Origin of the sequence: Streptomyces sp. CBMA29 (assembly GCF_014596445.1) — a bacterium.
Taxonomy (GTDB): domain Bacteria; phylum Actinomycetota; class Actinomycetes; order Streptomycetales; family Streptomycetaceae; genus Actinacidiphila.
The window spans coordinates 1-25784 of record NZ_MECL01000082.1; the positions used below are offsets into that span (position 1 = coordinate 1).

At 72.9% G+C, this 25784-nt stretch carries 11 protein-coding genes and 2 riboswitches; of the genes, 7 read left to right on the forward strand and 4 right to left on the reverse strand.

Annotated elements, in window-relative coordinates; all coding sequences use genetic code 11:
* Positions 1 to 6150 (reverse strand): type I polyketide synthase (locus tag BGM09_RS12555; RefSeq protein ID WP_188281611.1); only part of this gene is annotated, 6150 nt, incomplete at its 3' end.
* Positions 6151 to 6905: 755 nt separating this feature from the next.
* Between BGM09_RS12555 and BGM09_RS12560 the strand changes: the two genes are divergently transcribed.
* Entirely contained in the window at positions 6906 to 8324 is a 1419-nt protein-coding gene (locus BGM09_RS12560; RefSeq protein ID WP_188281612.1) for a condensation domain-containing protein, read from the forward strand.
* 10 nt (positions 8325 to 8334) lie between these two features.
* Here BGM09_RS12560 and BGM09_RS39170 read toward each other — a convergent pair whose 3' ends face one another.
* Positions 8335 to 9024: a hydroxyisourate hydrolase gene (locus BGM09_RS39170; RefSeq protein ID WP_411158296.1), complete on the reverse strand. Its 690-nt coding sequence runs from the start codon at positions 9022 to 9024 to the stop codon at positions 8335 to 8337.
* Between BGM09_RS39170 and BGM09_RS12570 the strand changes: the two genes are divergently transcribed.
* Positions 8996 to 9190 carry a hypothetical protein gene (locus BGM09_RS12570; RefSeq protein WP_188281614.1) on the forward strand — a complete coding sequence of 65 codons (195 nt, stop codon included), beginning with the start codon at positions 8996 to 8998 and terminating at the stop codon, positions 9188 to 9190. The genes BGM09_RS39170 and BGM09_RS12570 overlap by 29 nt on opposite strands.
* Before the next feature lie 474 nt (positions 9191 to 9664).
* Here BGM09_RS12570 and BGM09_RS12575 read toward each other — a convergent pair whose 3' ends face one another.
* Positions 9665 to 13084, reverse strand: a complete 3420-nt coding sequence (locus BGM09_RS12575; RefSeq protein WP_317452677.1) for an AfsR/SARP family transcriptional regulator — start codon at positions 13082 to 13084, stop codon at positions 9665 to 9667.
* A 978-nt stretch (positions 13085 to 14062) separates the two neighbouring features.
* Here BGM09_RS12575 and BGM09_RS12580 point away from each other — a divergent pair.
* The 4 genes from BGM09_RS12580 to BGM09_RS12595 all read left to right on the forward strand — a co-directional run bounded on the left by BGM09_RS12580 (position 14063) and on the right by BGM09_RS12595 (position 20007).
* Positions 14063 to 15055, forward strand: coding sequence for an ATP-binding cassette domain-containing protein (locus tag BGM09_RS12580; protein ID WP_188281616.1), 993 nt, complete (start codon positions 14063 to 14065; stop codon positions 15053 to 15055).
* A complete protein-coding gene (locus BGM09_RS12585; RefSeq protein WP_188281617.1) occupies positions 15052 to 15951 on the forward strand; it encodes an ABC transporter permease in 900 nt (299 codons plus the stop codon). Before BGM09_RS12580 ends, BGM09_RS12585 begins: the two co-directional genes overlap by 4 nt.
* A gap of 182 nt (positions 15952 to 16133) precedes the next feature.
* Positions 16134 to 19703 (forward strand): family 78 glycoside hydrolase catalytic domain, encoded by a 3570-nt coding sequence (locus BGM09_RS12590; RefSeq protein WP_223186737.1) that lies wholly within the window; start codon positions 16134 to 16136, stop codon positions 19701 to 19703.
* A 160-nt stretch (positions 19704 to 19863) separates the two neighbouring features.
* The gene (locus tag BGM09_RS12595; protein ID WP_188281619.1) at positions 19864 to 20007 is read left to right on the forward strand and encodes a hypothetical protein; all 144 of its coding nucleotides are present in this window, start codon (positions 19864 to 19866) and stop codon (positions 20005 to 20007) included.
* Positions 20008 to 20074: 67 nt separating this feature from the next.
* Here the strand turns inward: BGM09_RS12595 and BGM09_RS12600 are convergent, their stop codons facing one another.
* Positions 20075 to 21511 carry a hypothetical protein gene (locus BGM09_RS12600; RefSeq protein WP_188281620.1) on the reverse strand — a complete coding sequence of 479 codons (1437 nt, stop codon included), beginning with the start codon at positions 21509 to 21511 and terminating at the stop codon, positions 20075 to 20077.
* A 109-nt stretch (positions 21512 to 21620) separates the two neighbouring features.
* Positions 21621 to 21767, reverse strand: a riboswitch (cobalamin riboswitch).
* Positions 21768 to 21843: 76 nt separating this feature from the next.
* Positions 21844 to 21977: riboswitch (cobalamin riboswitch) on the forward strand.
* 106 nt (positions 21978 to 22083) lie between these two features.
* Here BGM09_RS12600 and BGM09_RS38830 point away from each other — a divergent pair.
* Positions 22084 to 25784 (forward strand): prenyltransferase/squalene oxidase repeat-containing protein (locus BGM09_RS38830; protein WP_317452676.1); only part of this gene is annotated, 3701 nt, incomplete at its 3' end.

Sequence of the window (25784 nt, forward strand, 5' to 3'; positions counted from 1 at the left end):
CTCGACCGCGCCCAGCGGCGGCAGGGTGAGCGGGGCGAGCAGGGTGAGTCCGCCGACCGCCCCGGCCCCGGCCAACTCGGCCGCCTGGAGGGCGCATTCGACCAGCGCGGTGCCGGGTACGACGGCGGTGCCGCCGATGGCGTGGTCGGCCAGCCACGGCGTGGAGCGCAGCGAGAGCCGTCCGCCGAGCAGATGGCCGCCGTCGGCCGCGACGGTGGTCGCGCGGCGCAGCAGCGAGGTGCGGGCGGTCGCGCCCGCGTCGGGCCCCGCGTCGGTGAGCCAGAATCGGCGCCGGTCGAAGGCGTAGGTGGGCAGCTCGGTACGGGCGCCGTCCGCCGCGGTGGCGGCCCAGTCGACGGCTGTTCCGGCGGTGAACGCCTCGGCCAGGCCCCGCAGGAACGCGTCCTGTTCGTCCCGGCCGCGCCGGACCAGCGGTACGACGCTGCCGGGCCGCCCGGCCAGGCTCTCGCGGGCCATCGGGGTGAGCACGGCCTGGGGTCCGACCTCGAAGAGCACGCCGGTACCGGCGGCGGCCAGCCGGTCCACGACCGGCGCGAAGAGCACCGTGTCGCGGATCTGGTCCACCCAGTAGGCGGGGTCGGTCCAGGAGCGGTCGGCGCCCAGGGCCGCCTCGTAGGGAAGTCGGGGTTCGGCGAGGGCGGTCGCGGTGATCTCGCGCCGGAAGGCGTCGAGCATCGGGTCCATCAGCGGCGAGTGGAAGGCGTGGCTGACGGTGAGCCGCTTGGTGCGGCGGCCCGCGTCCGCCCACTGCCGCGCGATGGCCTCGCACGCCTGCTCCTCACCGGAGATCACGCAGCTCAGCGGGCCGTTGACGGCGGCCAGGCCCACGGCCCGCCCCGCGTAAGCCGGTTCCGCCAGGGTGCCGCGGATCTCCGCCTCGCTCGCGGCGACGGCGAACATCGCTCCGCCGCGCGGGAGTTCCTGCATCAGCCGGCCGCGCGCGGCCACCAGCCGTACGGCGTCGGCCGGTTGCCACACCCCGGCCGCGCAGGCCGCCGCGTATTCGCCGACCGAGTGCCCCGCGACGACGTCGGCCTCGACGCCGAGGGAGCGCAGCAGCCGCCCCGCGGCCGTCTCGAAGGCGAAGAGCGCGGGCTGGGTGTAGCGGGTCTCGTCCAGCAGGACCGCGTCGGGTCCGTCGGGCTCGGCCCACAGCACCTCGCGCAGCGGGCGGTCGAGGTAGGGGTCGAAGGCCGCGCAGATCTCGTCGTACGCCGCCGCGAACACCGGGAAGGCGGCGTGCAGTTCGCGTCCCATGCCGAGTCGCTGACCGCCCTGCCCGGTGAAGAGCAGCGCCGTCCGGGCACGGCTCCTGGCCGTACCGGAGACGGTGCCGGGTCCGGCCGGGTCGCCGTCGGCGAGGGCGCGCAGTCCCGCGATCAGCTCGTCGGTTCCGGAGCCGAGGACGACGGCGCGGTGCTCGAAGACGGTACGGCCGGCCAGCGTGCGGGCGACGTCCGAGGGACGCCTGCCGGTCACGGCCCCGGTCAGCCGCTGGGCCTGGTGCCGCAGCGCCTCGGGGCTGCGGGCGGTGAGCGGCCAGGCCAACAGGCCCTGTGCAAGCTTGTCCTGAGGGTCCGTCCGCTCGGCGGGGAGATCGGCTGCGGCCGGTTCCTCCACGACCACGTGGGCGTTGGTGCCGCTGATGCCGAAGGAGGAGACGGCGGCCCTGCGGACCCGCTCCCCGCGCGGCCAGGCCCGCTGCTCGGTGAGCAGCCTGATCCGTCCCGCGTCCCAGTCGGCGCGCGGGGTCGGCTCGTCCGCGTGCAGGGTGCGCGGCAGCGTCTCGTGGCGCAGCGCCTGCACCATCTTGATGACGCCCGCCACACCCGCGGCGGCCTGCGTGTGGCCGATGTTGGCCTTCACCGAGCCGAGCCAGACCGGTCGCGCGGCAGCCGGGTCGGCGCCGCCCGGGGCGCTGCCGTAGGTGTCGATCAGCGCGTTGGCCTCGACGGGGTCGCCGAGGGAGGTGCCGGTGCCGTGCGCCTCGATGGCGTCCACGTCGTCGGCCGTGAGCCGCGCGTCGGCCAACGCCTGCCGTACGAGGGCGCGTTGGGCCTGTCCGTCGGGCGCGGTGAGGCCGTTGCTCGCGCCGTCCTGGTTCACGGCGGTGCCGCGGATGACGGCGAGCACCGGGTGGCCGTTGCGGCGGGCGTCGGACAGCTTCTCCAGCAGCAGCACCCCCGCGCCCTCGGAGAAGGACGTGCCGTCCGCGTCGGCCGAGAACGCCTTGGCCCGGCCGTCCGCGGCGAGTCCGTGCTGCCTGCTGAACTCCACCAGGTTGCCGGGCGTCGACATCACCGTCACGCCGCCCGCCAGCGCCATCGGGCACTCGCCGCCGCGCAGGGCGCGGACCGCCAGGTGCAGGGCGACCAGGGAGGACGAGCAGGCCGTGTCGACGGTCAGCGCGGGGCCGCGCAGGCCGAGGGTGTACGCGACCCGGCCGGAGATGACGCTGAGCGCCGTACCGGTGAGCAGGTGGCCGTCACCGCCGCCGTTGGGCCGGTGCAGCGGGGGGCCGTAGTCGGAGGCCATCGAGCCGAAGAAGACGCCGACCGGCTGCCCGGCGAGCGTGGCCGGGTCGATGCCCGCCCGCTCGACGGCCTCCCAGGACGTCTCCAGCAGCAGCCGCTGCTGCGGGTCCATGGCGAGCGCTTCGCGGGGGCTGATGCCGAAGAAGGCGGCGTCGAACTCCGGTGCTTGGTGCAGGAATCCGCCGCCGACGGTGGTCAGGGCGCCGGGCCGGTCGGGGCCCGCGCCGAGCAGCGCGTCCAGGTCCCAGCCGCGGTCGGCGGGCAGCCCGGTGACCGCGTCGGTGCCGTCCGCGACGAGCTGCCACAGCTCCTCCGGCGTACTGACCCCGCCGGGGTAGCGGCAGCTCATGGCGACGACGGCGATCGGCTCGGGCGCGTCGGGGTCAACGACGGAGTCGGCGGAGGCGTTGGTAGCGATGCCGGCGGAAGTGCCGCCGCTGGTCACGCTGTTGGAGGCGGGCCGCACGTCCGCGCCGTCCTCCTCGGGCGCCCGCGGCGTCGACCGCGCTGTCAGCTCGGCCAGTCGCTCCGCCAGCCGCTTCGGCGTCGGGAACTCGAAGAGCAGCGTCGTCGGCAGCTTCAGACCGGTGGCGTCCTTGAGCCGGTTGCGCAGTTCGACGGTGCCCTGCGAGTCGAGGCCGAGGTCCTTGAAGCTGCGGCGCGGGTCGATCGCGCCGCCGTCCGCGTGTCCGAGGACCGCGGCGGTGCTCGCGGTGACCAGATCGCGTACGGCCTCGGGCGTGCGGACCGCCGCGGGCGTCCGGTCCGCGTCCGACGGTCCCGCGGCGCCAGCGACACCGGGACCGGCCGCCGCGCCGAGGATCGGCGCACCGCCCAGCCAGTGCCGCTCGCGCTGGAAGGCGTACGTGGGCAGGTCCGTCGTACGGGCTCCCGGTACGGCCGCGACGGGCGCCCAGTCGACCTCGGCGCCGTGTGCGTAGGCACCGGCGAGTGCGCGCAGCACCTGCGCGGGGCCGCCCTCCTCGCGGCGCAGGGTGGGCACGGAGGCGGCCTCGTGGCCCGCCTCCTCCGCGGTCTCCTCGATCGCGTGCCGCAGCACCGGGTGCGGGCTGCACTCGACGAACAGGGCGTTGCCGTCGGCGAGCGCGGCGCGGGTGGCGTCGGTGAAGCGGACGGCGTGGCGCAGATTGCGGTACCAGAAGCCGCCGTCGAGCTCCGAGGTGTCCTCGACCCGGCCGCCGGTCAGCGAGGAGTAGAAGGGGGTGTCGACGGCGACCGGCCGGACCGGTGCGAGCACGTCGAGCACCTGCTCGCGGATGACGTCCACGGCGGGCGAGTGCGAGGCGTAGTCGATCTTGAGGACCTTGGTGCGGAAACCGTCGGCGTCGAAGCTCGCGGCCAGCTCGGTGAGGGTGTCCAGCGGGCCGGAGACGACCGCGGAGGCGGGGCTGTTGAGCACGCTGAGGGTCGCCGACCCGTAGGCCGCCAGCCGTTCCTCGACCATGCCGAGCGGCGCGGACACCGACAGCATCCGGCCGCCGGTGACCTGGAGCAGCACCTGGCTGCGCAGGGCCACCACGCGGGCCCCGTCGTCCAGGGAAAGCGCGCCGATGACGGTCGCGGCGGCGATCTCGCCCTGCGAGTGGCCGATGACGAAGTCCGGTTCGACCCCGGCCGCGCGCCACACCTCGGCGAGCGAGACCATCACGGCCCACAACGCGGGCTGCACCACGTCGAGCCGCTCGAAGCCGGGCGCGCCGGGCGCGCCGCGCACCACGTCCACCACGTCGTAGTCGGTGTAGGGGGCCAGCGCGCGGGCGCACTCGGCGATCCGGTCGGCGAACGGGCCGTCGATCTCCAGGAGTTCGCGCGCCATGCCCCACCACTGGGAGCCCTGGCCCGGGAAGACGAATCCCACGCCGCCGGACGCGGTGTGCCCGGTGATCACCTCGCTGTTCGGTCGGCCCGCCGCCAACTCGCCCAGGAGCGTGTCCAGTTCGGAGCGGCCCGCACCGAGGACCACGGCGCGGTGGTCGAAGGCCGAGCGGGTGCGCAGCAGGGACAGCGCGACGTCCCGCGCCGGTACGTCGGGGCGCGTGGCGAGGTGGGCGGCGAGCCGGTCCGCCTGGGCGGTCAGGCCGCGCGCGGAGCGGGCCGAGAGGAGCCAGGGGGTGGCGGGGGCCGCGGCGGCTTCGGAGTCGCGCCGGACCTCGGGGCTGTCGTCCGCCGCGGTCTCGTCCGGCAGGGTCGCGTCCGGCAGGGTCTCGTCCGGCACGGTCGCGGGCGCCGCCGCCAGGATCAGGTGGCAGTTGGTACCGCCCATACCGAAGGCGCTGACGCCCGCGGTCGGGCGGCTGTCGGGGGAGCCGGGCCACGGACGGGCGGCGGTGACCACCTCGATGCCCTGCTGCTCGGCCGCGATGGCCGGGTGGAGCGAGGTGAAGTTCAGGCTGGGCGGGAGCGTGCGGTGGCCGATGCTGAGCGCCACCTTCAGCAGGCCGACGATGCCGGCCGCGCCTTCCAGGTGGCCGACGTTGGTCTTGGCCGAGCCGACCAGCAGCGGCGGGGCGCCGTGCGCGACCCGGGACCCGGTCTCCAGCGAGGACCCGAGACCGGCCGCCTCGATCGGGTCGCCGACCGCCGTACCGGTGCCGTGCAGCTCCACGTAGGCGATCTCGGCGGGCTCGACTCCCGCGTCACGGCAGGCCAGCCGGACGACCTCGCGCTGCGCCTCGGGGTCGGGGACGGTCAGGTGCTCTCCTGTGCCGCTGTTGACGGCGCCGCCGAGGATGACGCAGTGCACGGTGTCGCCGTCGGCGAGCGCGGCCGACAGCGGCTTGAGGAGCACCACACCGCCGCCCTCGCCGCGTACGTAACCGTTGGCGCGGCCGTCGAAGGTGTGGCAGCGGCCGTCGGGGGACAGCGCGCCGAAGCGTTCCAGGGCGCGGTCGCTCTCGCCGAGCAGATTCAGGTTCACACCGCCCGCCAGCGCGGTCCGCGCGGTGCCGCGGCGCAGCTCCTCGCAGGCCAGCCGTACGGCGACCAGGGCGGAGGACTGGCCGGAGTCGACGGTGAGGCTGGGGCCGCGCAGGCCGAGCAGGTGCGAGACCCGGTTGGCGATGATGCTGCGGTGGGTGCCGGTGACGCTGTGCCTGCTGATCGCCTGGCCGCCGAGCCGGTCGTGGACCAGCGCGTAGTCGCCGGTGATGGCGCCGATGAAGACTCCGGCCGCCGTGCCGTGCAGGGCCGAGGGGACGATCCGGGCGTGCTCGATCGCCTCCCACGCCAGCTCCAGGACGAGCCGCTGCTGCGGGTCCATCGCCGCGGCCTCGGCCGGGGAGAGGCCGAAGAAGGCGGCGTCGAAACGGTCCACGTCGGCGATGTATCCGCCGCGCCTGGTCCGGCCCGTGCCGTCCACCGCTCCGTCCGCCGTCGCGCCCGCCGCCGTTCCCGCCGTACCGGCCGCGGAACCGTCCGCCTGGCGCCGGTCCGCCGGGGCCTCGCCGACCGCTTCGCGGCCTTCGCTCAGCAGCCGCCAGAACTCCTCGGGGCTCTTCGCGCCGGGCAGCCGGCAGGACATGCCGATGACGGCGACCGGCTCCGCGGCCGTGGACCGTTCAGTCAGAGCGGACATGACCCACCTTTCGAGGATTGGCTGTTCCAGAACGCGTCGCCCGGCGTCGCACGGCATCGCACGCACTGCGGCGCATTGCCGAGAATTGCTTCTTCGTGTTTCTCTTCGTGCGGTCCTGGCAGTTCGGGAAACGCATTCCGCTGTTCAGGACCGGGAAATACGACCGGGGCGGCCGGTGTGGTCTTCACCGGTGGCCCCGGCTGTTCCGGGCATGGCAGAAGCGTGGACTCCACGGCCCTGGCGGGTCAAGGAAGTTCGCCCGGAACGCGGTGGCAGGGAATACCGCGAACTTGATGCCAACGCGCGCGTATGGACATGGAGAAGCGCCCCATGAATAAGTGTGTGATGTGGCGAAAGGGCCGCCGGAAAACCGTCAGGAGCGATGTGCGGGAGGAGGTGAAGTAAATGCGCAAGGTGGTCTGTACGCGGGTGGTCTGCACCCGGGTCGTCTGCACGGCCGTGAGCCACGCGCGCGGCACCGTCTGTCGCTGAGCCGTCGTGTTCCACGCTCCGCGCAGCTCGTCACCTTCCTCCCCGCGCCGACGGGCGCGGGGGGAGGGGCCGTACGCGAACCCGTAGCGCGCCGACCGCCGACCGCCCACCCGCCTTCCGCCGTCCGGTCGCCGCACGACCGCCGTCCGGTCGCCGCACGACCGCGTCCGACCGCAGCCCCCAAGCCCCCTCGGCGCCTCACCTCGCGCCGCGCCCCCACTTCACGCCACGCCTCGTGCCCCACCTCATGCCACGGAGGGACCATGTCCGTCGACGCCCCGCTCACCTTCGGCCAGTTGTCGACCTGGCGCTCGATAGAAACCTTCGCCACCGACCGGCTGATGGAGGTGAACGTCCCCGCGCTGTGGGACGTCGAGGGACTGGAGGCGCCCGCGATCGACCGCGCCCTGCGCGTCCTGACGTACCGTCACGACAGCCTGCGGACGACGTTCCACACCGATGCCGACGGCCGGCCCTTCCAGCGCGTCCACCCCGAAGTCCCGCTCCGGTTGGACCGGTTGGACCTGCCGTCGGTGACCCCGCAGGACGGCGCACGGGTGCTGCGCGAGCTGTACGCGCGGCCCTTCCCCGTCGTCGGCGACCCCGGCTGGCACGGCACGCTGATATGCGCCGCGGGCCGCCCCCGCTATCTGGCCGTGTCGATGTCGCACATGGTGGTGGACGTCTGGGCGATCCGCGAACTGGAAAGGCAGCTCAAGGAGTTGGCGGCAAGGGGCGGTGGGGACCCGGCGGCCGACGGCCGCCCGGGGCCCGCGCCGCGCGAGCTGGCCGCGCTCCAGCACGGCGACGCCTGGGCGGGCCACCGCCGCGGCGCCGAGAAGTACTGGAAGAAGATCCTGGCGGGCGGCCCGCTGAGCAATCTGCCCGCGCGGACGCCCGGTTCCGACGAGCGCCGCATCCAGGCGACATTGCGCTCCCCCCGGCTCGCCGCGCTGGTCGCGGACGCCGCCTCAGCGCACCGGGTGTCGCCGCAGAGCGTCCTGACCGCGCTGACCGGCGCGGCACTTTCCGGGGTGCTGTCCCGGAACCGGATCATGCTGAGCCTGATGTGCGCCAACCGCTTCGACCCGCTGTGGCAGCCCGTCGTCAGCACCATGAACCAACTCGTGCCGCTGCTCTGCGCGGTGGACCCGGACGCGCCGCTGTCCGGCTTCCTCAAGCGCGCGCATCTCAGCTCGCTGCTGGCCTACCGCCACGGCAGTTACGACGTCGACGCGTCGGCGCGGCTGGCCGCGCAGGCCCCGGGGCCCGACGGCTCGCTCTTCGTCCACGACTGCTGGTTCAACTACGTGGCGGAATCGGAGCCGTCCGCTGACGTACCGTCAGCATCCTCACTGCCGTCCGCGCCGGCGCGGGTCCTGGCCGACATCCCGTCCGACGCGTCCCTGACCTGGACGACCCCGGCCCGCGAGGCGGGCCACCCGTTCTATCTCCGGGTCAACGCCGACGGTGCTCACCAGGTGGAGCTGACGCTGCGGTCCGACCCCGATGTGCTCGGCGAGGAGGATGTCACCGCCGTACTGCGGACCATCGCCCTCGGGGCGCTGCGCGCGGCCACCGAGCCGGCGGCCACGGTCGGCGCCCTGCTGGACGACGGACGGGCGAGGGGGGAGCTGGGAGCCGATCTGTTCCCGCGTCAACCGGCCCTCGCCAAGGGGTAGTCGCGGCGCCTCAGGCGCCGCGATAGCTCAGGAAGGAGTGTGTGGAGACCACGATCGGCAGGTGGATGTCCGCGTCGGACTCGGTCACCCGGAACTCGACGATGGCCCGGGGGTGCAGGGGCAGCGAGCCGAGGACGGCGTAGTACGCGTCCAGGTCGCAGACCACCTGGTAGATGCCCGGCGAGATGTTCCGGTCACCGAGCATGGCCAGCCGCCCGTCCTGACCGGTGCGCCCGCGCACCAGTTCACGCCAGTCGTCTCCGGCGGGCTGGCGCAGCAGGACGTCGACGTCCGCTGCCGGTACGCCGAACGCACTGTCCACGATGTGCACGCAAAGACTCACGGGGTCCCGCCTCCGGGTTCGGGCGCGCCTTTTGCGGTGCCGCGCCTGGGTGGCCACGACGTTGGGGGATGCCCCTATCGTTCCGCCATCGCTCCGGCGGGCCGGGACGATAGGACCGGCGGCCCGCGACGATAGCGAAACGAGGGCGGGGCGAGAGCCGGACCGCCGGGCCGAGCCCCGCGCCGGCCTGCGGCGGTCGGGTGAGAGCGCCGTGATAGCGACCGTGATAGCCGGGCGAGGACGGACCGAAAGCGGTCCGCCGAACCATGAAGTCATCGAGCCACCGGGACACCTGAACCGGCGGCCCCACAGACTTGGAGATGGCATCATGACGGTTCGCGCCTTCCGCCGCAGCATCACCGCCGCCGCCCTGCTCGTCACCCTCACGGGCGGCGTCGCCGTCGCGGTCACCTCGACGCACTCGTCCACGAACGGCCACACCTCGGTCGTACGTGTCGACGGCGGAACGCCGAAGCCGACCCCCACCCCCACCGCCTCCACGGACAACACCATCTGGGACTGACCTCCGCCGCGGCCCACGCGGCCCGGCACCCCGTACCACCGCACCGCGCACCACCGCTTCCACCGCTCCACCCCACGACGACCGCCGCTCGGTCGGCCGGATGAGCCCTTTCTCACGGCGCCCCGGTCCGATCCGGCGAATCGTCTCCCCACGAAGCCCGTGCCGACGCGGGCATCCCGCACCGTCGGAGATCCGGCACCCCCGCCCGCCCGCGCTCTCGGGTACCTGCGCACCATGACGCCCGTGCACCCGGGCCGCCCACACGGCTGGGCGCCTTCCCTCCCGTAACGCCCCGTGACACCCGGTGCTGCCGGCTGCCCGGATTCTCCCTGCCCGCACCGGCGGGCGCCCCCGCTCCACCGCTCCACGACGCCCGGTCGGCCGCACCTTCACGCCGACCGGAAACACCGCCGACCCGGCAGGTCCCCTGCCGGGAGCAGGCGTTCCCCCAACTCCCGGCGATTCGCAGGCCGTTCAGCTCCGCAGCTCGGCCTCCGCCGGAAGCTGCGCCGCGACACCCGCGTCGGCGCCCCCGTCGGCCAGCGTACGCAGCAGCCGCCGTACCTCCTCGACCAGCGCGACACCGCCCTTGTCCGTCCGCAGCCCGGTCAGCATGCCCGCCGCCGCCTGCCAGTCGGCACGCGCGCCCTGCGGCCGGCCGGCCGCCGCGTGCACCCGGCCGCGCAGCACCATCGCGCGCGCCTTGTCCAGGGTCGCGCCGATCGCCTCGAAGCCGGTCAGCGCGCGCTCGACGTACTCCGGCGCCGCCTCGACGTCAGAGGTGAGCAGTGCCTCGGCGAGCGCCAGCGCGATCCGGCTCTCCACCATGCGGGCACCAGCCCGCACCGCCAGTTCGAGCGCTTCGGTGAGCATCGCCCGCGCCGAACCCGGCTCGCCGCGGCGCAGGTCGACCGTCGCCAGACCCAGCAGCGCGTAGCACTCGCCGACCTTGTCGCCGGTGACCCGCACGCTGTCCAGCACACGGGTGTAGGCGACGTGCGCCTCGTCCAGCCGCCCGACCCGCAGGTGCAGCGCGCCCAGCCGGTTCTGCACCTGAGCGGTGACCCGGCGGTTGCCGACCTCGTGGCAGATCGCCTCGGCGCGCTCCAACAGCCGCAGCGCCGTGGCCGTTTCACCGCAGTCCACGTGCACCTGGGCCATGTTGTGCAGGACGTGCGCCTCGGCGATCCGGTCGCCGGTGACCTGGAAGACGCCCAGCGCCTCCTCCCACCGCTCCTGCGCCGACGCGATGTCACCGGTCAGCCGGTCCAGATAGGCCATGTTGCGCAGTACGAGCGCCGCGCCGTGCTCGTCGCCGAGTTCGTGGTAGAGCGTGTGGGCCCGCTCGAACTGCCGCATCGCCGGGTCCGTGCTCTGCTCGAACATGTGCAGCGAGCCCAGCGAGTACCGCATCGCCGCCTCGCCGTGCTGATCGCCCGCCCGGCAGGCCGCCTTGAGCGCGATCTCGTGCGTCTCGCGCCAGTTGCCGAAGTACGAGTACGCCTCGAAGAGCGTCACCGAACTGAGCGCCAGGTCCCAGCAGTGCTCGACCAGTCCGGCCGCCGACGCCTGCCGCACGGCCGCCACGATCGACGTACGCTCCTGCTCGTACCAGGCCAGCGGGTCGGACAGCAGCCGCTCCACCAGACGGTCGGGCAGCCGCCAGCGCTCCGCCGAGCTGCGGCGTTCCAGATAGCCGCCCGCGTACTCGCGGCGGTGCGCCTCACCGGTCAGCGACAGCAGCGCGCCGAGCCAGCGCTCCAGCGCGCCCAGCCGCTCCTCGGAACTCTCCTCCGCCAGCCGCTCCTGCGCGAACGGCCGCATGATGTCGTGGAAGCTGTAGCGGACATGGCCGCCGGGACCGGGCGTGGCGTCGATCAGATACGCCTCCGCCAGGACTTCGAGCGCCTCCTGCGCGCGCAGCACGTCGACCTGGAGCAGCGGGGAGCCCACCCAGGCGGCGAAGTTGGGCACATCGAGCAGGGCGAGACGGCGGAAGAGCAGCCGCGCGTCGTCCGGCAGGCTGTCGTACGTCAGCGAGATGCTGGCCCTGACCTGCATCTCACCGTGGTTCAACTCGTCGAGCCTGCGGGACTCGTCGAGCAGCCGGTCCACGAGGTCGGCGACGCTCCAGTGCGGACGGGCCGCCAGCCGCGCCGCCGAGATCCGTAACGCCAGCGGCAACCGGCCGCAGAGCTGGGAGAGTTCGGTGACGCTCTCCGCCTCCGCGACCACCCGCGCCTCACCGATGTAGCGGGCGAGCAGCGCCGCGGCCCCGCTCTCGCTGAGCGCGCCGATCTCCACCCGGCCCGCGGTGGGCAGGCCGGTGAGCCGCTGACGGCTCGTCACGATCACCGAGCAGTCGGCGCTTCCGGGCAGCAGCCAGGTGACCTGACGCTCCGTCATGGCATCGTCCAGCACGACCAGTACGTGCCGTCCGCTGACCAGGTCGCGGAAAAGTTCTGCGCGTTCCTCAAGGGACTTGGGCAGGCTGGGGCCGACGACACCGAGCGCTCGCAGGAAGCGCTCCAGGATGTCGGACGGGTTCGCCGGACGGTCGCCGACCCGCAGGTGCGCGAAGAGCTGGCCGTCGGGGAAGTCCTGGGTGAGCAGGTGCGCGACATGCACGGCCAGTGTCGTCTTGCCCGCGCCGCCCTGTCCGACGATCACGCAGACGGGCACCGCCTGGTCGCTGCGGTGGCGCTGGTCACCGCCGATCTGCCGCACGATGTCGTTCACGGTCTCGCTGCGGCTGGTGAAGTCCGGGATGTCGGCGGGCAGCAGGCTCGGCGCGCGCCGCTTGGGCTCCTCGGCCGGCGGCTGGTGCGCGGACTGCCCATCGGCCTGGGCCCGTGCTCGGTCCCGCGCCTGGTCCCGCGCCTGGTCCCGCGCTTGATCCGGGGCGCCCTCCGGGTCGGCGCGGGCGCCGGGCATGGGGGCGCCCGCCGAGGTGGGAGGCCGGGCCGACTCCGCGGGCGCGCTGCCCATCGGATCGTCCCGGTCGCCGTACCGGCCGTCGTCGTACCGGTCGCCGCTGTACCGGTCGTCGCGGCGGTGTTCGTCCGCGCGGTACTCGTCCCGCCCGTGTTCGGCACGCCGCTGTTCTTCGCGGTGCTGCGGCTGACGCCCCTGACCGTCGTGGTCCCGGGTGTCCCGGCCCGCCGAACGCCCCGACGTCGTCTCGTCCGGCTCCGCGCCCGGCAGCGAGAACGTACCGGCGAGCATCGCCCGGTGCAGGCCGCGCAGTTCACTGCCCGGATCGATGCCCAGTTCGCTCTGCAATTCCTCACGCACCTTGCGGTACGCGTCCAGCGCCTCCGCCTGCCGCCCCGCCGCGTAGAGCGCGATCATCAGGAGCGCCCTGAAGTGCTCGTGCAGCGGATACTCGGCCGCAAGGGACGTCAACTCGCCGATCAGCCGGTGCTGTTCACCCGCGATCAGCCCGGACTTCAGGCTCTCACCGAGCACGGCGAGCCGTCGCTCGTTGAGCCGCCCCACTCCCTGCTGCACCAGCGTGCTGTCCACGTCGGCGAGCGCGGGCCCGCGCCACAGCTCCAGCGCGTCCCGCAGGATGCGGGCCGACCCGGCCGGGTCCCCGGCCGCCAACGCGGCCTGCCCTTCGTGGACTTCGGCCTCGAACCGGTGCAGGTCGAGCGTGCCCGCGGGAACCCGCAGCAGATAGCCGGGCCGCCGGGTCTCGATCAGGTCCTCGCCGCCGCCCGTGACGATGCGCCGCCGCAGGTTGGAGATACAGATCTGGATCTGGCCACGCGAGGTCGCCGGCGGGTCGTCGCCCCACACGGCGTCGATGAGCCGTTCCACCGGGATCACATGACCGGCCTCGAGGAGCAGCATCGCCAGTACCGTCCGCTCGCGGGCACCGCCGAGTTGCACCGGGCGCCCGTTCGCCGAGACTTCGAGGTGCCCGAGTATGCAGAACTCCAACGGTTTACCCCCGGCTACTGTCGGTAACGGAGCGGGTGAGTGTGCTGTCCCGCCGCGCGAGGCCCCGGTGTGCGCGGCGGGCCTCTATTGCGTGTACTCCGTGCCGCTCAATTGGACGAATTCTCATTCATGACGCAGCACAAATCAAGATGTCCATAGCGGCGTGGTGGATTTCGAAGAGAGCCACTGGGGTGAGTGGGGCGCGTGTGACATGAGTGCGTCATCGACTTCCCGCGAGGCCGCACTTCGGCGTCGATCCCCGCCGCGCACCCGCCCGCCGCCTTGTGTCGCGACACTCCCCGTAAGTAGCGTCCTGTCCGCCTTTCCCCGTCACATACGGCGACGTTCCGGCTGCGAATCCGGTATGTCCGCCCGTGGGGTATCGGTCATGCGCTGTCCCCCCTACGCGCCCGTCCCGCGCCCCTCGGCCGAACCCGCCGGAGCCTCTATTGGCCGCCTCCGGATCAATGTTCAGAACACCCGGATGGTGTGAGAATGAATGAATTCACGCCGTCATTCCCTTGAATCCTGTACGAGTTTCCCGAATGGGTCCTTTACTGGCTCTTCGCAACCGTGTACTGCCGCTTTGGGAATCCGCAGCCATTGGGCATATGCGCCGGTCCTGTTCCCCGGCCCGGCTCCTCGGGCCGCTCACGGCCCCTGCGACGGCGGCCGGGGACCCCGCCGGAAGGCGGGCGGTCCGCTTTTCGCGATCATCATAAACGCCGCAGCCCGCGTCGGCCGACGTCCCCCGGTCGGACCGTTGTCGCGAGCCGCGCGGGCAGGGGCGTGTTTCGATGACGAGAGCCGCGGGCGTACGGATCGGGCAGCGGACGGGCGCGGGCCGGGCGTACGGATCGGGCAGCGGACGGGCGCGGGCCGGGCGCCGGACGGGCATGCGGGTCGAGCGGAGCCGGGAGGTGGGACATGACGGTCGAGGCAGCGGTGGAGCGGACGGGCCCCGGCGGCGGCCGGCCCCCGGTGATCCGTACGGTCGGGCTCACCAAGCGGTATCCCAAAGCGCCCGTCATGGCGGTCGACGGCCTCGACCTCGAGGTCTACGCCGGGGAGTTCTTCGGACTCCTCGGACCCAACGGCGCGGGCAAGACGACCACCATCGGCATGCTCGCCACACGCGTGGTCCCCACCGGGGGGAAGGCGTACGTCGGGGACATCGACGTCGTCACGCAGCCCGCGCTGGCCAAGCAGATCATCGCGGTCGTGACACAGCAGAACACCCTGGACCGCTCGCTGACGGTGTGGGAGAACCTCTACTACCACGGGCTGCTGTTCGGAATCTCCGCCGGAGAGTCGCGCAAGCTGGCCGACGAGTCGTTGGAACGCTTCAGTCTGTCGCGCTGGGCCGCCTCTCCCGTGGGCAATCTGTCGGGCGGCATGGCGCAGCGGCTGCTGGTGGCGCGCGCGATCATGCACCGCCCCGCCGTCCTCTTCCTGGACGAACCGACGGCCGGTCTCGATCCGCAGAGCAGGCTCGCGCTGTGGGAGATCCTGGCCGGGCTCATCGCCGACGGCCAGACCATCGTGCTCACCACGCACAACATGGAAGAGGCCGACCAGCTCTGCGACCGGGTGGCGATCATCGACCACGGGAAGATCCTCGCCCTCGACACACCCGAAGCCCTCAAGCAGGGGGTCGGCGCCGACACCATCGTCACCGTGCTGGCCAGCGGCGACCACGAAGCCCTCGCCGCCCGCCTCACCCGGGACATCGAGGGCGCCGTCCGCACCCGTCTGGTCGACGGCGGCGTCGAACTCCAGGTCCAGGGCGACGAACGCCTGCTGCCGCGCGTGGTCGCCAGCACCGAGCGGGGCGGCTTCGAACTGGTCGACCTGTCGATCGTGCGCAGCTCCCTGGAGACCGTGTTCATCAGCCTCACCGGCAAGGAGCTGAGGGAATGACCGCACCACCGGCCGGACCCTCCCAGCCGCTGTCCCCGACGCACCGCCCGGTCACCGTACGGCCGAGCCGTTCCGTGGCCGCCGCCAGCCGTACCGCGCTCGGCGCGCTGGTCCGGCGGGACCTGCGGGTGTTGTGGAAGAGCTTCGGCCAGTTCGTCGCCCGGACGCTCGTCCAGCCGTTCCTGCTGGTCTTCGTCTTCCTCTACGTCTTCCCCACCATCGGGCAGGGCATCGGCGGCGCCGGGGGCTCGACGGGCGAGTCGGACTTCGCCACCGTCCTCGTGCCGGGCGTCGTCGCCATCAGCATCATGTTCCAGGGCATCCAGTCCGTCGCGATCCAGATGTCACAGGAGTTCGGCTACACCCGCGAGATCGAGGACCGGGTGCAGGCACCCTGCCCGATCTGGCTGGTCGCCGTCGCCCGCGTGCTGTCGGGCGCCGTCCAGGCCCTGATCTCGGCGGTCATCGTCTTCCCGATCGCCGCGGTCGTCCACGCGCCCGGCGTCCACGCCCATCTCACCGTCCACTGGTGGATCGTGGTCACCCTGATCCCGCTCGCCTGCGTCGCCATGACCTCGCTCGGCCTGATGCTCGGCACCACCTTCCAGCCGCAGAACATCGGCGTGATGTTCGGCTTCGTCGTCCTGCCCCTGGTCTTCCTCGGCGGCACCTACTACCAGTGGACGAAGCTCTCCCTCGTCCACCTCGGCGGCTTCCACTGGCTCCAGATCCTGGTCCTGGTCAACCCGCTCATCTACATCACCGAGGGCATGCGGGCCGCCTTCACCGAGTCCACCCACATGTCGCTCTTCGCCGTCTACCCGGTCCTGATCGCCGCCTGCGCCGTCTTCCTCGCGCTGGGCCTGCGCAATTTCCGCCACCGCGTGCTGTCCTGACCCACGGGCTCACGGGCTCACGGGCTCACGGGCCGACAGGCCCACGGCCCCACCGGCTCCCGGCGTCGGGAGTCTTGACACACCCGTTCACGCGTCCGTAACGTCACTAGCAGATGAAGTGAAACGATTCAATCCCCTTCCGTGGACGGACTGTGACGATGCGTCGAAGACTGGTGTCCCTCTTGGCCACGGCCTCGGCCCTCGCGGCCCTGGTCCTGGTCCAGCCGCTGGCCGGGCCCGCGAGCGCCGCACCGCCGGGCGCGCCGGGCTCGGGACACCAGGCAGGCGTGGGGAACAGCGGCGCGTCGGCGCCCTCCCACCTGACGGTCGGATCGCTGGCCGCTCCCGTGGACGTCGATCCCGCCGGCAGCGTCGGCTTCGGCTGGCAGTCCGGGGTCGGCCGTCAGACCGGCTACGAACTCCGCGTCACCGAGGGCGAGTCGGGCCGTGGCCGGACCGTGTGGGACAGCGCGAAGGTCGCCTCGGCCGCCGCGACCGCGATCCGGTACGGCGGCGGCGCCCTGCGCACCGCCGAGCGCTACTCCTGGTCGGTACGGGTCTGGGACGAGCGCGGCAGGGCCACCGCGTGGTCGGCCCCCGCGACCTTCGGCACCGGGCCCGGCGCCACCTGGGGCACAAGCGCGCCGATCTGGTCCGCGCCGCCCGCCGTCGACACCTGGACCGACTACCGCCTCGACGTGAAACTGACCGTGACCAAGGTCGCGCTCGGGGTGAGATTCCGCTCGCCCGACGTCCGCAACGGCTACATGTGGCAGTTCAGGGCGTCGGACACCAGCAACCCCAACACCCTTGTCCCGCACGTCGAGACCAACGGCACCTTCCGCGCGGGCACGCCCGTACCGCTGAACACCACGCTCGCCGTCGGCACCACGCACGACGTCCGCATCGAGGCGGTCGGCTCGACGCTCACCACCTTCCTTGACGGCAAGGTCGTCGACACCAGGACCGACACCGCCTTCGCCGAGGGCGGCATCGGATTCCGTACCGGCAGCACCGAGACGGGCACCGCGGACGACGTCACCGTCACCAGCCTGGCGGCGGCCGACAGCGGAAAGACCCTCTACGCCAACGACTTCGGCGCGACCGGCGCGCCCTTCCCGTGCGGCACCGTGCAGAACGGCGCGCTCGCCGTGGGCACCGGCACGGACTGCCTCAGCTCCCACACCACCAACGACTGGGCTCTGCTGCGCCACGACTTCACGCTCGACACGAGCGGTAAGCGGACCAAGCAGGTCGCCTGGGCCTCCGTCTTCGCCACCGGCTCCTCCTTCGACGCGGCCAAGCAGTACGTCTACAAGCTGTATCTCGACGGGCGGTTCGTCGGTCTCGGCCCGACCGAGGCGCTGGACAAGGAGACCCGCTACGACGGCTTCGACGTGACGGCCGCGCTGCGGTCCGGCGGCGCCGGGCACGCGCTGTCGGCGGTCGCGTACACCACCAAGGACCAGCGTTTCCAGGCGTATCTGGTGATCCGCTACACCGACGGCAGCACGAGCACGGTCGGCACAGGACCGGACTGGACGAGCATGTCAGGGGCGGACATCTGGCCGTCCGCGAAGTCGACGGGGACCAGTTACTGGAACATGCCGCAGGAGGACATCACGATGAGCCGCTACCCGGACGGCTTCGGCCGCTACGGGTACGACGACTCCGCGTGGACCGCCGCCACCGCGAAGACCGCGTTCACCGACCTCCGGCCGACCCCCTTCGGCAAGGTCCAGGAACAGCTCAGGCGGCCCGTCAAGATCACCGACAAGGGCAACGGGAACTACCTGGTCGACTTCGGCCAGACCTGGCAGGGCGGCGTCCACCTCACCCTGCCCGGCACGGCGGGACGCAAGGTCACCCTCCGGTACGGCGAGGAGCTGTCCGACCCGGCGACCGTGCGCTACAAGCTGCGCGCGGGCAACGAGTACCAGGACGTCGTGACCCTGCGCGGCGGCACCCAGAGCGTCGACACCTGGGGCATGCGCGTCTTCCGCTACCTCGACGTCCTCAACTCGCCCGTCCCCGTCACGGCCGACAATCTCCAAGCCCTCGCCATGGTCTACCCGTTCGACGAGAGCGGCGCCCAACTCACCTCCTCGGACCCGGATCTCGTCTCGGTCTGGCAGCTCGCCAAGAACACCGTGGAGACCACCAACCAGAACTTCTACGTCGACTCCTGGACCCGCGAGCGCGGACCGTACGAATCCGACAACTACATCCACCAGTTGGCGAGCCTCTACCTCAGCGACGACCCGACCCTCGGCGTCTACTCGATGGACTACTTCGCCAACCACCGCACCTGGCCGCAGGAATGGCCGCTCTACGTGATCACGTCCGTCTACGACAACTGGCGGCAGACCGGCTCCACCGACCAGGTCAAGCGGATGTACGACGCGCTCGTGCCCAAGCTGCTCAGCAAGGACTACAACGCGGCGCTCGGCACCATCGACCAGTCGGACGCCATCGTGGACTGGCCCGAGGGCAGCCGCGACGGCTATGTCTTCGCCGCGAAGAACACCATCCTGGGCGCCCTGTCGTACAGCAACTTCTCGCAGATGGCGGTCCTCGCCACCGCCCTCGGCAAGAGCGCCGACGCGGCGAACTTCACCACGGTCGCCAACCGTCTGCGCACCACCCTCAACTCGGCGTTCTACAACGCCGGCAAGGGCGCGTACGACGACGGGCTCAGCGCCGACATGAAGCCGACCGGGCACTTCGCGGTCCAGGCGACCGCGTTCCCGGCCGCCTTCGGCGTCCCCGCGAGCCAGCGGCAGTACGACGCGGTCGCGTCGTACCTCACCTCGCGCGGCATGGCGTGCAGCGTCTACTGCTCGGGCTTCCTGCTCCAGGGCCTGTACAACGCGGGCCACGCGCAGGAAGCGCTCGACCTGCTCACCTCGCACGACACCAACAGTTGGCTGCACATGATCGACCTGGGCGCGGGCGCCACCGGTGAGGCGTGGGACCCGGCCGAGAAGAGCAACATGACGTGGTCGCACCCGTGGGCCACCGCCCCCTCGTACGTCATCCCGCGCGACATGTACGGCATCGCGCCGTCCACGCCGGGCTACGACACCTTCACCGTGCGGCCGCAGCCGGGCGACCAGACGTACGGCTCGGTGACGACACCGACCGTCAAGGGCACGGTCGGCGCGTCCTTCCACCGCGTCGGCGACCGCACCGACCTCGGCGTGTCGGTGCCGGGCAACTCCGTCGCCACGGTGAGCGTGCCGGTCACCGACGGATACCGGGGCACGACGGTGTACGTGGACGGCCGTGCCCAGAGCGCGACCCGGCAGGACGGCGGCAGGCTCGCGGTGCGCGTCGGCGTCGGCTGCCATGTGCTCAGCACCTCCGCCAGCCGGTCCGTGGCCGCCGACCCGCTGCTGACGGGCGTGTGCGGCGGCGCGTACCGGGTCGGCGACACGCCCACCGGCTCGCTGGTCACCACGGCGGTGAGCGCGACACGCGGGAAGCCCATCCCGGTGACGCTCACCCTCGACCAGCAGGTCACCGGCCTGACCGCCGCCGACCTGCGGGTGTCCAACGGCACAGTCGCCGGCCTCACCGCCAACGGCGCCGGCGCGGCGGGCACGACCTGGACGTTCACCGTCACCCCGCGCGGGAACGGCGAGGTGACGGTCCGGGTCCCGGCGGGTGCGGTACACGGCACCAGCGGGCGGCCGAGCCTGGCGATCGGGCCGCTGACCGTCGGCTCCGCCGGGCACGGACCATGGGGCTGAACGCCGCTCGCCGCCCGCCGGAACGCCTGACGGCCGCCGCGGGCTGAAGCCCGCGCAATCCCCCTGAGCCAAGGCCGGGCGCCGCGATCAACCCGTGGCACCCGGCCTTGTTCTCTCCTGCGCTTCCCCTCTGCCGCGCGGGCCCCCGCCGGAAGCGATCATGCTGCCGCCGTGCGACTTCCCGTCTGAACGCACCCTGAAGGAGGCCGAGTTGCTGACCGGCCACCCCTCATGGGCCGAACCGCCCGCCGTCCGCGGGCGCGTGCGGGTCCTGGACGGACCGGCCTACGTCAACCGGCCGTGACCCCGCGTCGTGCGCGGCGCCGAGGTCCTGGCCCACGCGCTCCACGGCGTCGAACCGGCGGAGCCGGTCAGCTTCCGTACCGCAGGTAGACCGTGTCACCGAGGTGGACGGTCGTGCCGCGCGAAGCGGCGGTCAGCGCCGAGCCGTCCAGGCTTGACTTCCACGTCGCCGTACCGGAGTTGGCGGTGCCGTTGAGCGCGGTGACCGTGCCCGTGCCGGTGGCGGGTGTGACGGCGGTGACGCAGCCGCCGGGCGTCGCGGACGTCGCCGCCGCGTCCAGGACCGCACCGAGCGTCGTGGTCGTAGCGGTCGCCGCGACCGGCACCGAGCACACCTTCAGCGGACCGCTGCCGTTGTCCACGACGAGCGCGAGCGTGCTGGTGGAGCCGCTGGTGAAGCCGGTGGTGGCGGCCCAGGCGGGCGCGCCGGGAGTGACCGGGGCCGGGGGAGCGGCCGTGAAGCCGCCGCCCGCGACCGCGCGGACCGCGTCGATCGAGGCGTACGCCGACGGGCTCGTGTCGGTGGGCAGGTAGCGGAAGCCGCCGCCGGGGCTGAACTGCTGGGCGAGCAGGAAGTCGATCGGCGTCTTGTGCGCGGCGGTGGTGAAGTCCGTGCCCTGCGCGTTGAATCCGCAGGCGTTCAGGCCGGAGACGGCCCAGCCGTTGGAGTCGGTGTTCGCGCCGAACATCGAGTTGAAGGCGCCGGTGGCGTTGACGAGCTTGCCCTTGAGGAAGTTCTTGCCCGCGACCACGGCCGTGTCGGTGTTGGGCACCCCGGACGAGCACAGCGACGCCAGGGTCGCGCCGGTCATGTCGATGTCGCTCGCGGTGCCGAGCTGCGTCGGATCGCCCGCCGCCTTCGCGTAGTTCCAGCCGCCGTCGGTGTGCTCGTTGGCGCGCACGACCGCCACCGACGCGTCGAGCAGGGCCTGCGGCACGCGCTGCCCGCCGGCTTGCGTCTTCGCCCCGGCCAGCGCCAGCAGCCCGAAGACGGTGCCGTTGAAGTTGGCGGGCGGCCCGAAGTAGCCGGGCGAGGCGGTCTGCCAGTACGAGGCGATGTCTGCGATCAGATTGCGTCCTGTGCCGACGCGGGCCGGATCGATGCCCGCCGCGTACGCGTTGAGCGCGCCGCGCTCGTAGTCCGTCACCACCGGCGACGCGGACGGCCACGCGGCGGTGGCCAGCAGGGCGCGGTAGACGGTCCGGGCGTTCTTCGTCGTGTCGCCGCCCGGGTAGACGTCGGCCGCCGCGGTGCCCGCGGCGGCGAAGGCGCTGAACGCCCACTCGTTGGACAGGCCGCTGCCCGCGTACGAGCCGTCGGCGGCCTGAAGCGTCTTCAGATAGGCGACGCCGTTCGCCTTGGACGTGGCGATCTGCGCCGGGGTCGAGGTCGCCCGCGCGGGCGCGGTCGCGGCGAAGAGGAGGGCGCAGGCCGTCAGCGGTACGGCGACGGCGAGTGCCCGGCGCCGGGCGGTGCGGGAGGTCACGGTCTCAGGAACGGTCATGGGTGGAGGACTCTCCTTGGCTGGGGGCGCCTCGCGCCCCGGCCCACGGCTGTCCTCGCGACCGGCCCGCGCCGAGGCGGTCGCCGCCCGAACGCGTGGTCAGGCTTCCGCACGTGCTGCGTCACCGAGCGGGTGATCGGGCTCGGACCACCGCGAAAGGCGGCCCCTACCGTTGCGCGTCAGCTCCGGACTCTCACCGGATTCCCCCAGTCGGCGACGGTGCGAGGCTAGCGCGGCTCAGCGGTTCTGTAAGGGGCGCGGGGGAGTGGCGAAGGCAACTGCCCGCCACGTTGACGGCGCACCCGGTGACGTGGTGCTATGAAACGCATTTCCGATTCGCACTTCCGATTCGCATGTCCGATTCAGCAGCCAGGGGAAGCCGGTCCAAGTCCGGCGCTGACCCGCAACCGTAGGCCCTCCGCGAGGCGGGCGAGCCGGATCACCTGCGCTGAGCAGCAAGTCACGATCGCCGTCGAGGACTACGGCACGGACGACAGGACGGCCGCGTCAAGCGCCAGGCCGCCTCGCCTCCGCGGCCCGCCCTCCCCGTCGGCCGACCCGGGGGGCCACCCGTGCTTCGTCTTGTCCCGCGCCGCCGTCACAGACGGCCGCGCATCGTCGTCCTGCTCACCGCGGCGGCGCTGACCTTCGGCAGCCTCACGGCCGGACTGGTCTCGGTGGCGACCCCGGCGGGCGCGGACCCGATCGGCGACTGCACACCCACCTCGGGGGCGATCGTCGCGGTGGACTACGGGCACTGGAACGGCCCGGTGCTGCGCGGCTGCGACGCGCACCCCACCACGGGCATGAACCTGCTGCACAACGCCGGATTCACCACCACCGGCACCGTGCACGACGGCCCCGGCTTCATCTGCCGGATCGGCAACGACGGCTTCGACAGCGGCACGCAGTACCCGACGACCGCCGACGAGGCGTGCGTCCTGACCCCGCCCGCGAACGCGTACTGGTCGTTCTGGATCGCGCCCAAGGGACAGGACACCTGGTCGTACAGCCCGCTCGGCGCGCTCAGCGACAAGCCGCAGGACGGCGAGGTCGAGGCGTGGGTGTTTGGCCCCACCGACATCGGCGGCAGCACCGGCGGTCCCTCGTTCACACCGGACTCCGTCCGCGCCCACGACACCACCACCCCGCCGACCACCCCGCCCACGACGCCGCCGACCACGCCCCCGACCGGTCCCGGCGGACAGGCCGACGTGGCGGCCGCGGCCACCTGGCTCACGAAGCAACTCACCGACGGCGACCACGTCTTCGACGGCTGGGGCACCGACTTCGGCGCCACCGCGAACACCGCCGTCGCGCTCGCGGCGGTTGGCGGCCCCGACGTCACGATCCGCGCGATCGACGCCTATCTGACGGCGCACGCCGACGACTACCTGCTCCCGGACTCCACGGTCACCGTGCCGAGCCCGGCCGCGGCGGCCAGCCTGGCGCTGCTCACCGAGATCCTGGGCGGCGACCCCACCTCCGTCGGCGGCCACGATCTGCTCAAGGACCTGACCGACAACGTGTGCGCGGCGGCCGGAAGCCTCGGCAACTGCACCGCGGCCGGTGACTTCTACGGCGCGTTCTCGCCCAGCACCCAGGCCCGCGCCCTGCTCGCGCTGGCCCGCGGCGGCGCCACCGTGCCGCGGCCCGCGATCGACCGGCTCACCGGAATGCAGTGCGCCGACGGCGGATTCTCCGGCTCGATGCTCTCGCCCGGCGAGCGCTGCACCTCCGACACCGGTACGACCGCCGACGCCGTCGTCGCCCTCAAGCACCTGCCCGGCACCGGCGACGTCCTGGACAAGGCGCGGGCGTACCTCACCAAGTCGCAGTCCGCCGACGGCGGTTACCTCGCGTACGAGGGCGCTTCCTCCGGCGACACCGGTACGACCGCGTACGCGGCCCAGGCGCTGACCGTACTGGCACAGACCGACCGTGCGGCAGCCGCCCGCTCCTGGCTTGCCGTCCGGCAGACCGACAGCGGCGGCTTCGCCTCCGACGGCTCCGGCGGCACCGACCCGGACCTGTACGCCTCGACCGCCGCCGTCCTCGCCGTGACCTCCAGCGACCTCGGCAGCCTCACCTACGGCGACACCCCGACGACCCCGCCGACCACCCCGCCCACGACGCCCCCCACCACCGCGCCGACGACCCCGCCGACCACCGCGCCCACGACCGGACCGACCACCCCGGCCGCGGCGACCCCCGACCTGGCCAAGGGCGTCGCGTACCTCATCAACCGCGGCAATCTCGTGGACGGCCACTACTACGAGTCCAGCGCGGGCCAGAACACCGGCTTCGCCGACTTCGGCCTGACCATCGACGGCGCGCTCGCGCTGGCCGCGACCGGCGGCGCCGACGACACCCTCGCCGGGATCACCGACTTCCTCCAGCACGGCAAGGACGGCTCCGGCCGCGGCATCGACGACTGGACGCTGATCGGCACCTCCTACGCGCAGGGCGGCTCGCTCGCCAAGGAGGCCGTCGCGGCCGAGGTCACCGGCAACGACCCGCGCGCCTTCGGCGGCCACGACCTGATCGCCGCGCTCGACGCCACGATCTGCGCCGCGGCCGACACCTCGGGCGGCTGCGCCGCCAAGAACAACTACGCCTACGCCACCTCGGTGTTCTCCCAGTCCCTCGGCGTCATCGCCCAACTGCGCGCGGGTGACACCGCCAAGGCGGCGGGACCGGTCGCGTACCTGGAGAGCCTCCAGAACTCCAACGGCGCCTGGCCGAGCCTGATCCCGGCCGGCGGCGACAGCGACGTGGACAGCACGGCGATGGCGATGATGGCCCTCGACCTGGTGCCAGGCGACGCCGCGGCCAAGGCGGTCGCCAAGGGCGCGGCCTGGATCGCGAGCAAGCAGCTCACCGACGGCGGCTTCCGGGGCGCGGCCGGTGACTCCGTCAACTCCGCCGCCCTCGCCGTCCAGGGCCTCACCCTGGGCGGCACGGGGTACGGCGGTCAGATCGCCAAGGCCCGCGCGTTCCTGGCCGCGCAGCAGAACGCGGACGGCGGCTTCAAGGTCGCCTCCGACACCGACCAGAAGCAGTCCGACGTACGCGCCTCCACACAGGCCGTCGGCGGCGCGGTCGGCACGTCCTTCGGCACCCTGCTGCGCGACCTCGCCGACCAGAAGGCGGCGGCCGACGGCGCCGCGTACCTCGTCAAGCAGCTCGACGGCGGCGACCACCTGGCCAACACCTACGGCCCCGACTACGGCCTGACCGCCGACCTCGCCCTCGCGCTCGCCTCCACCGGCGGCCAGGACCCCACGCTGACCAAGGTCACCGGCTACCTCGCGGGACACGTCGCGGACTACGCCGACCCGGCGGGCACCTCCGCCTACCCCGGCCCGTACAGCGGCGCCACCGCCAAACTCGCGGTGCTCGCCCAGGTCATGGGCCAGGACCCGCGGCACTTCGGCGGCTTCGACCTGATCGGCACGCTCAGCGGCCACGTCTGCACGGCCGCCGCCGAGGACGGTTCCTGCACCGCCCCCGGCGACTTCGACCAGGCGTACTCGACGGTCTCGCAGGCCCTCGGCGTCCTCGCCCTGGCCCGCGCGGGCCAGACCCCGCCCGCCGCCACCGTGGACCGGCTGCTCCAACTCCAGTGCGCGGACGGCGGTTTCTCCTCCACGCTGAACGCGCCGGGCGCCGATTGCGCCTCCGACGTGGACACCACCGGCTACGCGCTCCAGGCGCTCGTCCTGGTGCCGGGACACGCGGACGCGGTCACCAAGGCCCGTACGTATCTCGTCAAGGCCCAGCAGTCCAGCGGCGGTTACCAGGGCGCGGCGGGCGTCAGCAGCAACTCCACCGCGCTCGCCGTCCAGGCGCTGCTCGCCACCGACAAGATCCGGCCCCAACAGGCCCGCGACGGGCAGAAGTTCCTGCGCACCACGCAGAACAAGGACGGCGGCTTCCGGATCACCGCCGTGGCGGGCGACTCCGACCTGCGCTCCAGCACCCAGGCCGTCCCGGCGCTCGCGGGCACCCCGCTGACCACGCTCACCCACGCGCTCGCGCCGATCACGCCCTCGGGCGGCGGCTCCACCGGCGGGTCTTCCGGTTCTTCCGGCTCCGGCGGCTCCGCCGGTTCCGCGGGCGGTACGGACTCCGGCGGCAGCGGCGGCTCGCTGGCCGCCACCGGCACCAGCGTGCTCGCCGCGGCCGGTCTCGCCGCGCTGCTGCTGGCCGTCGGCAGCGCGCTGACCGTACGGCGGCGGCGCACCGCGCAACAGGGCGGGAGGCACCAGTG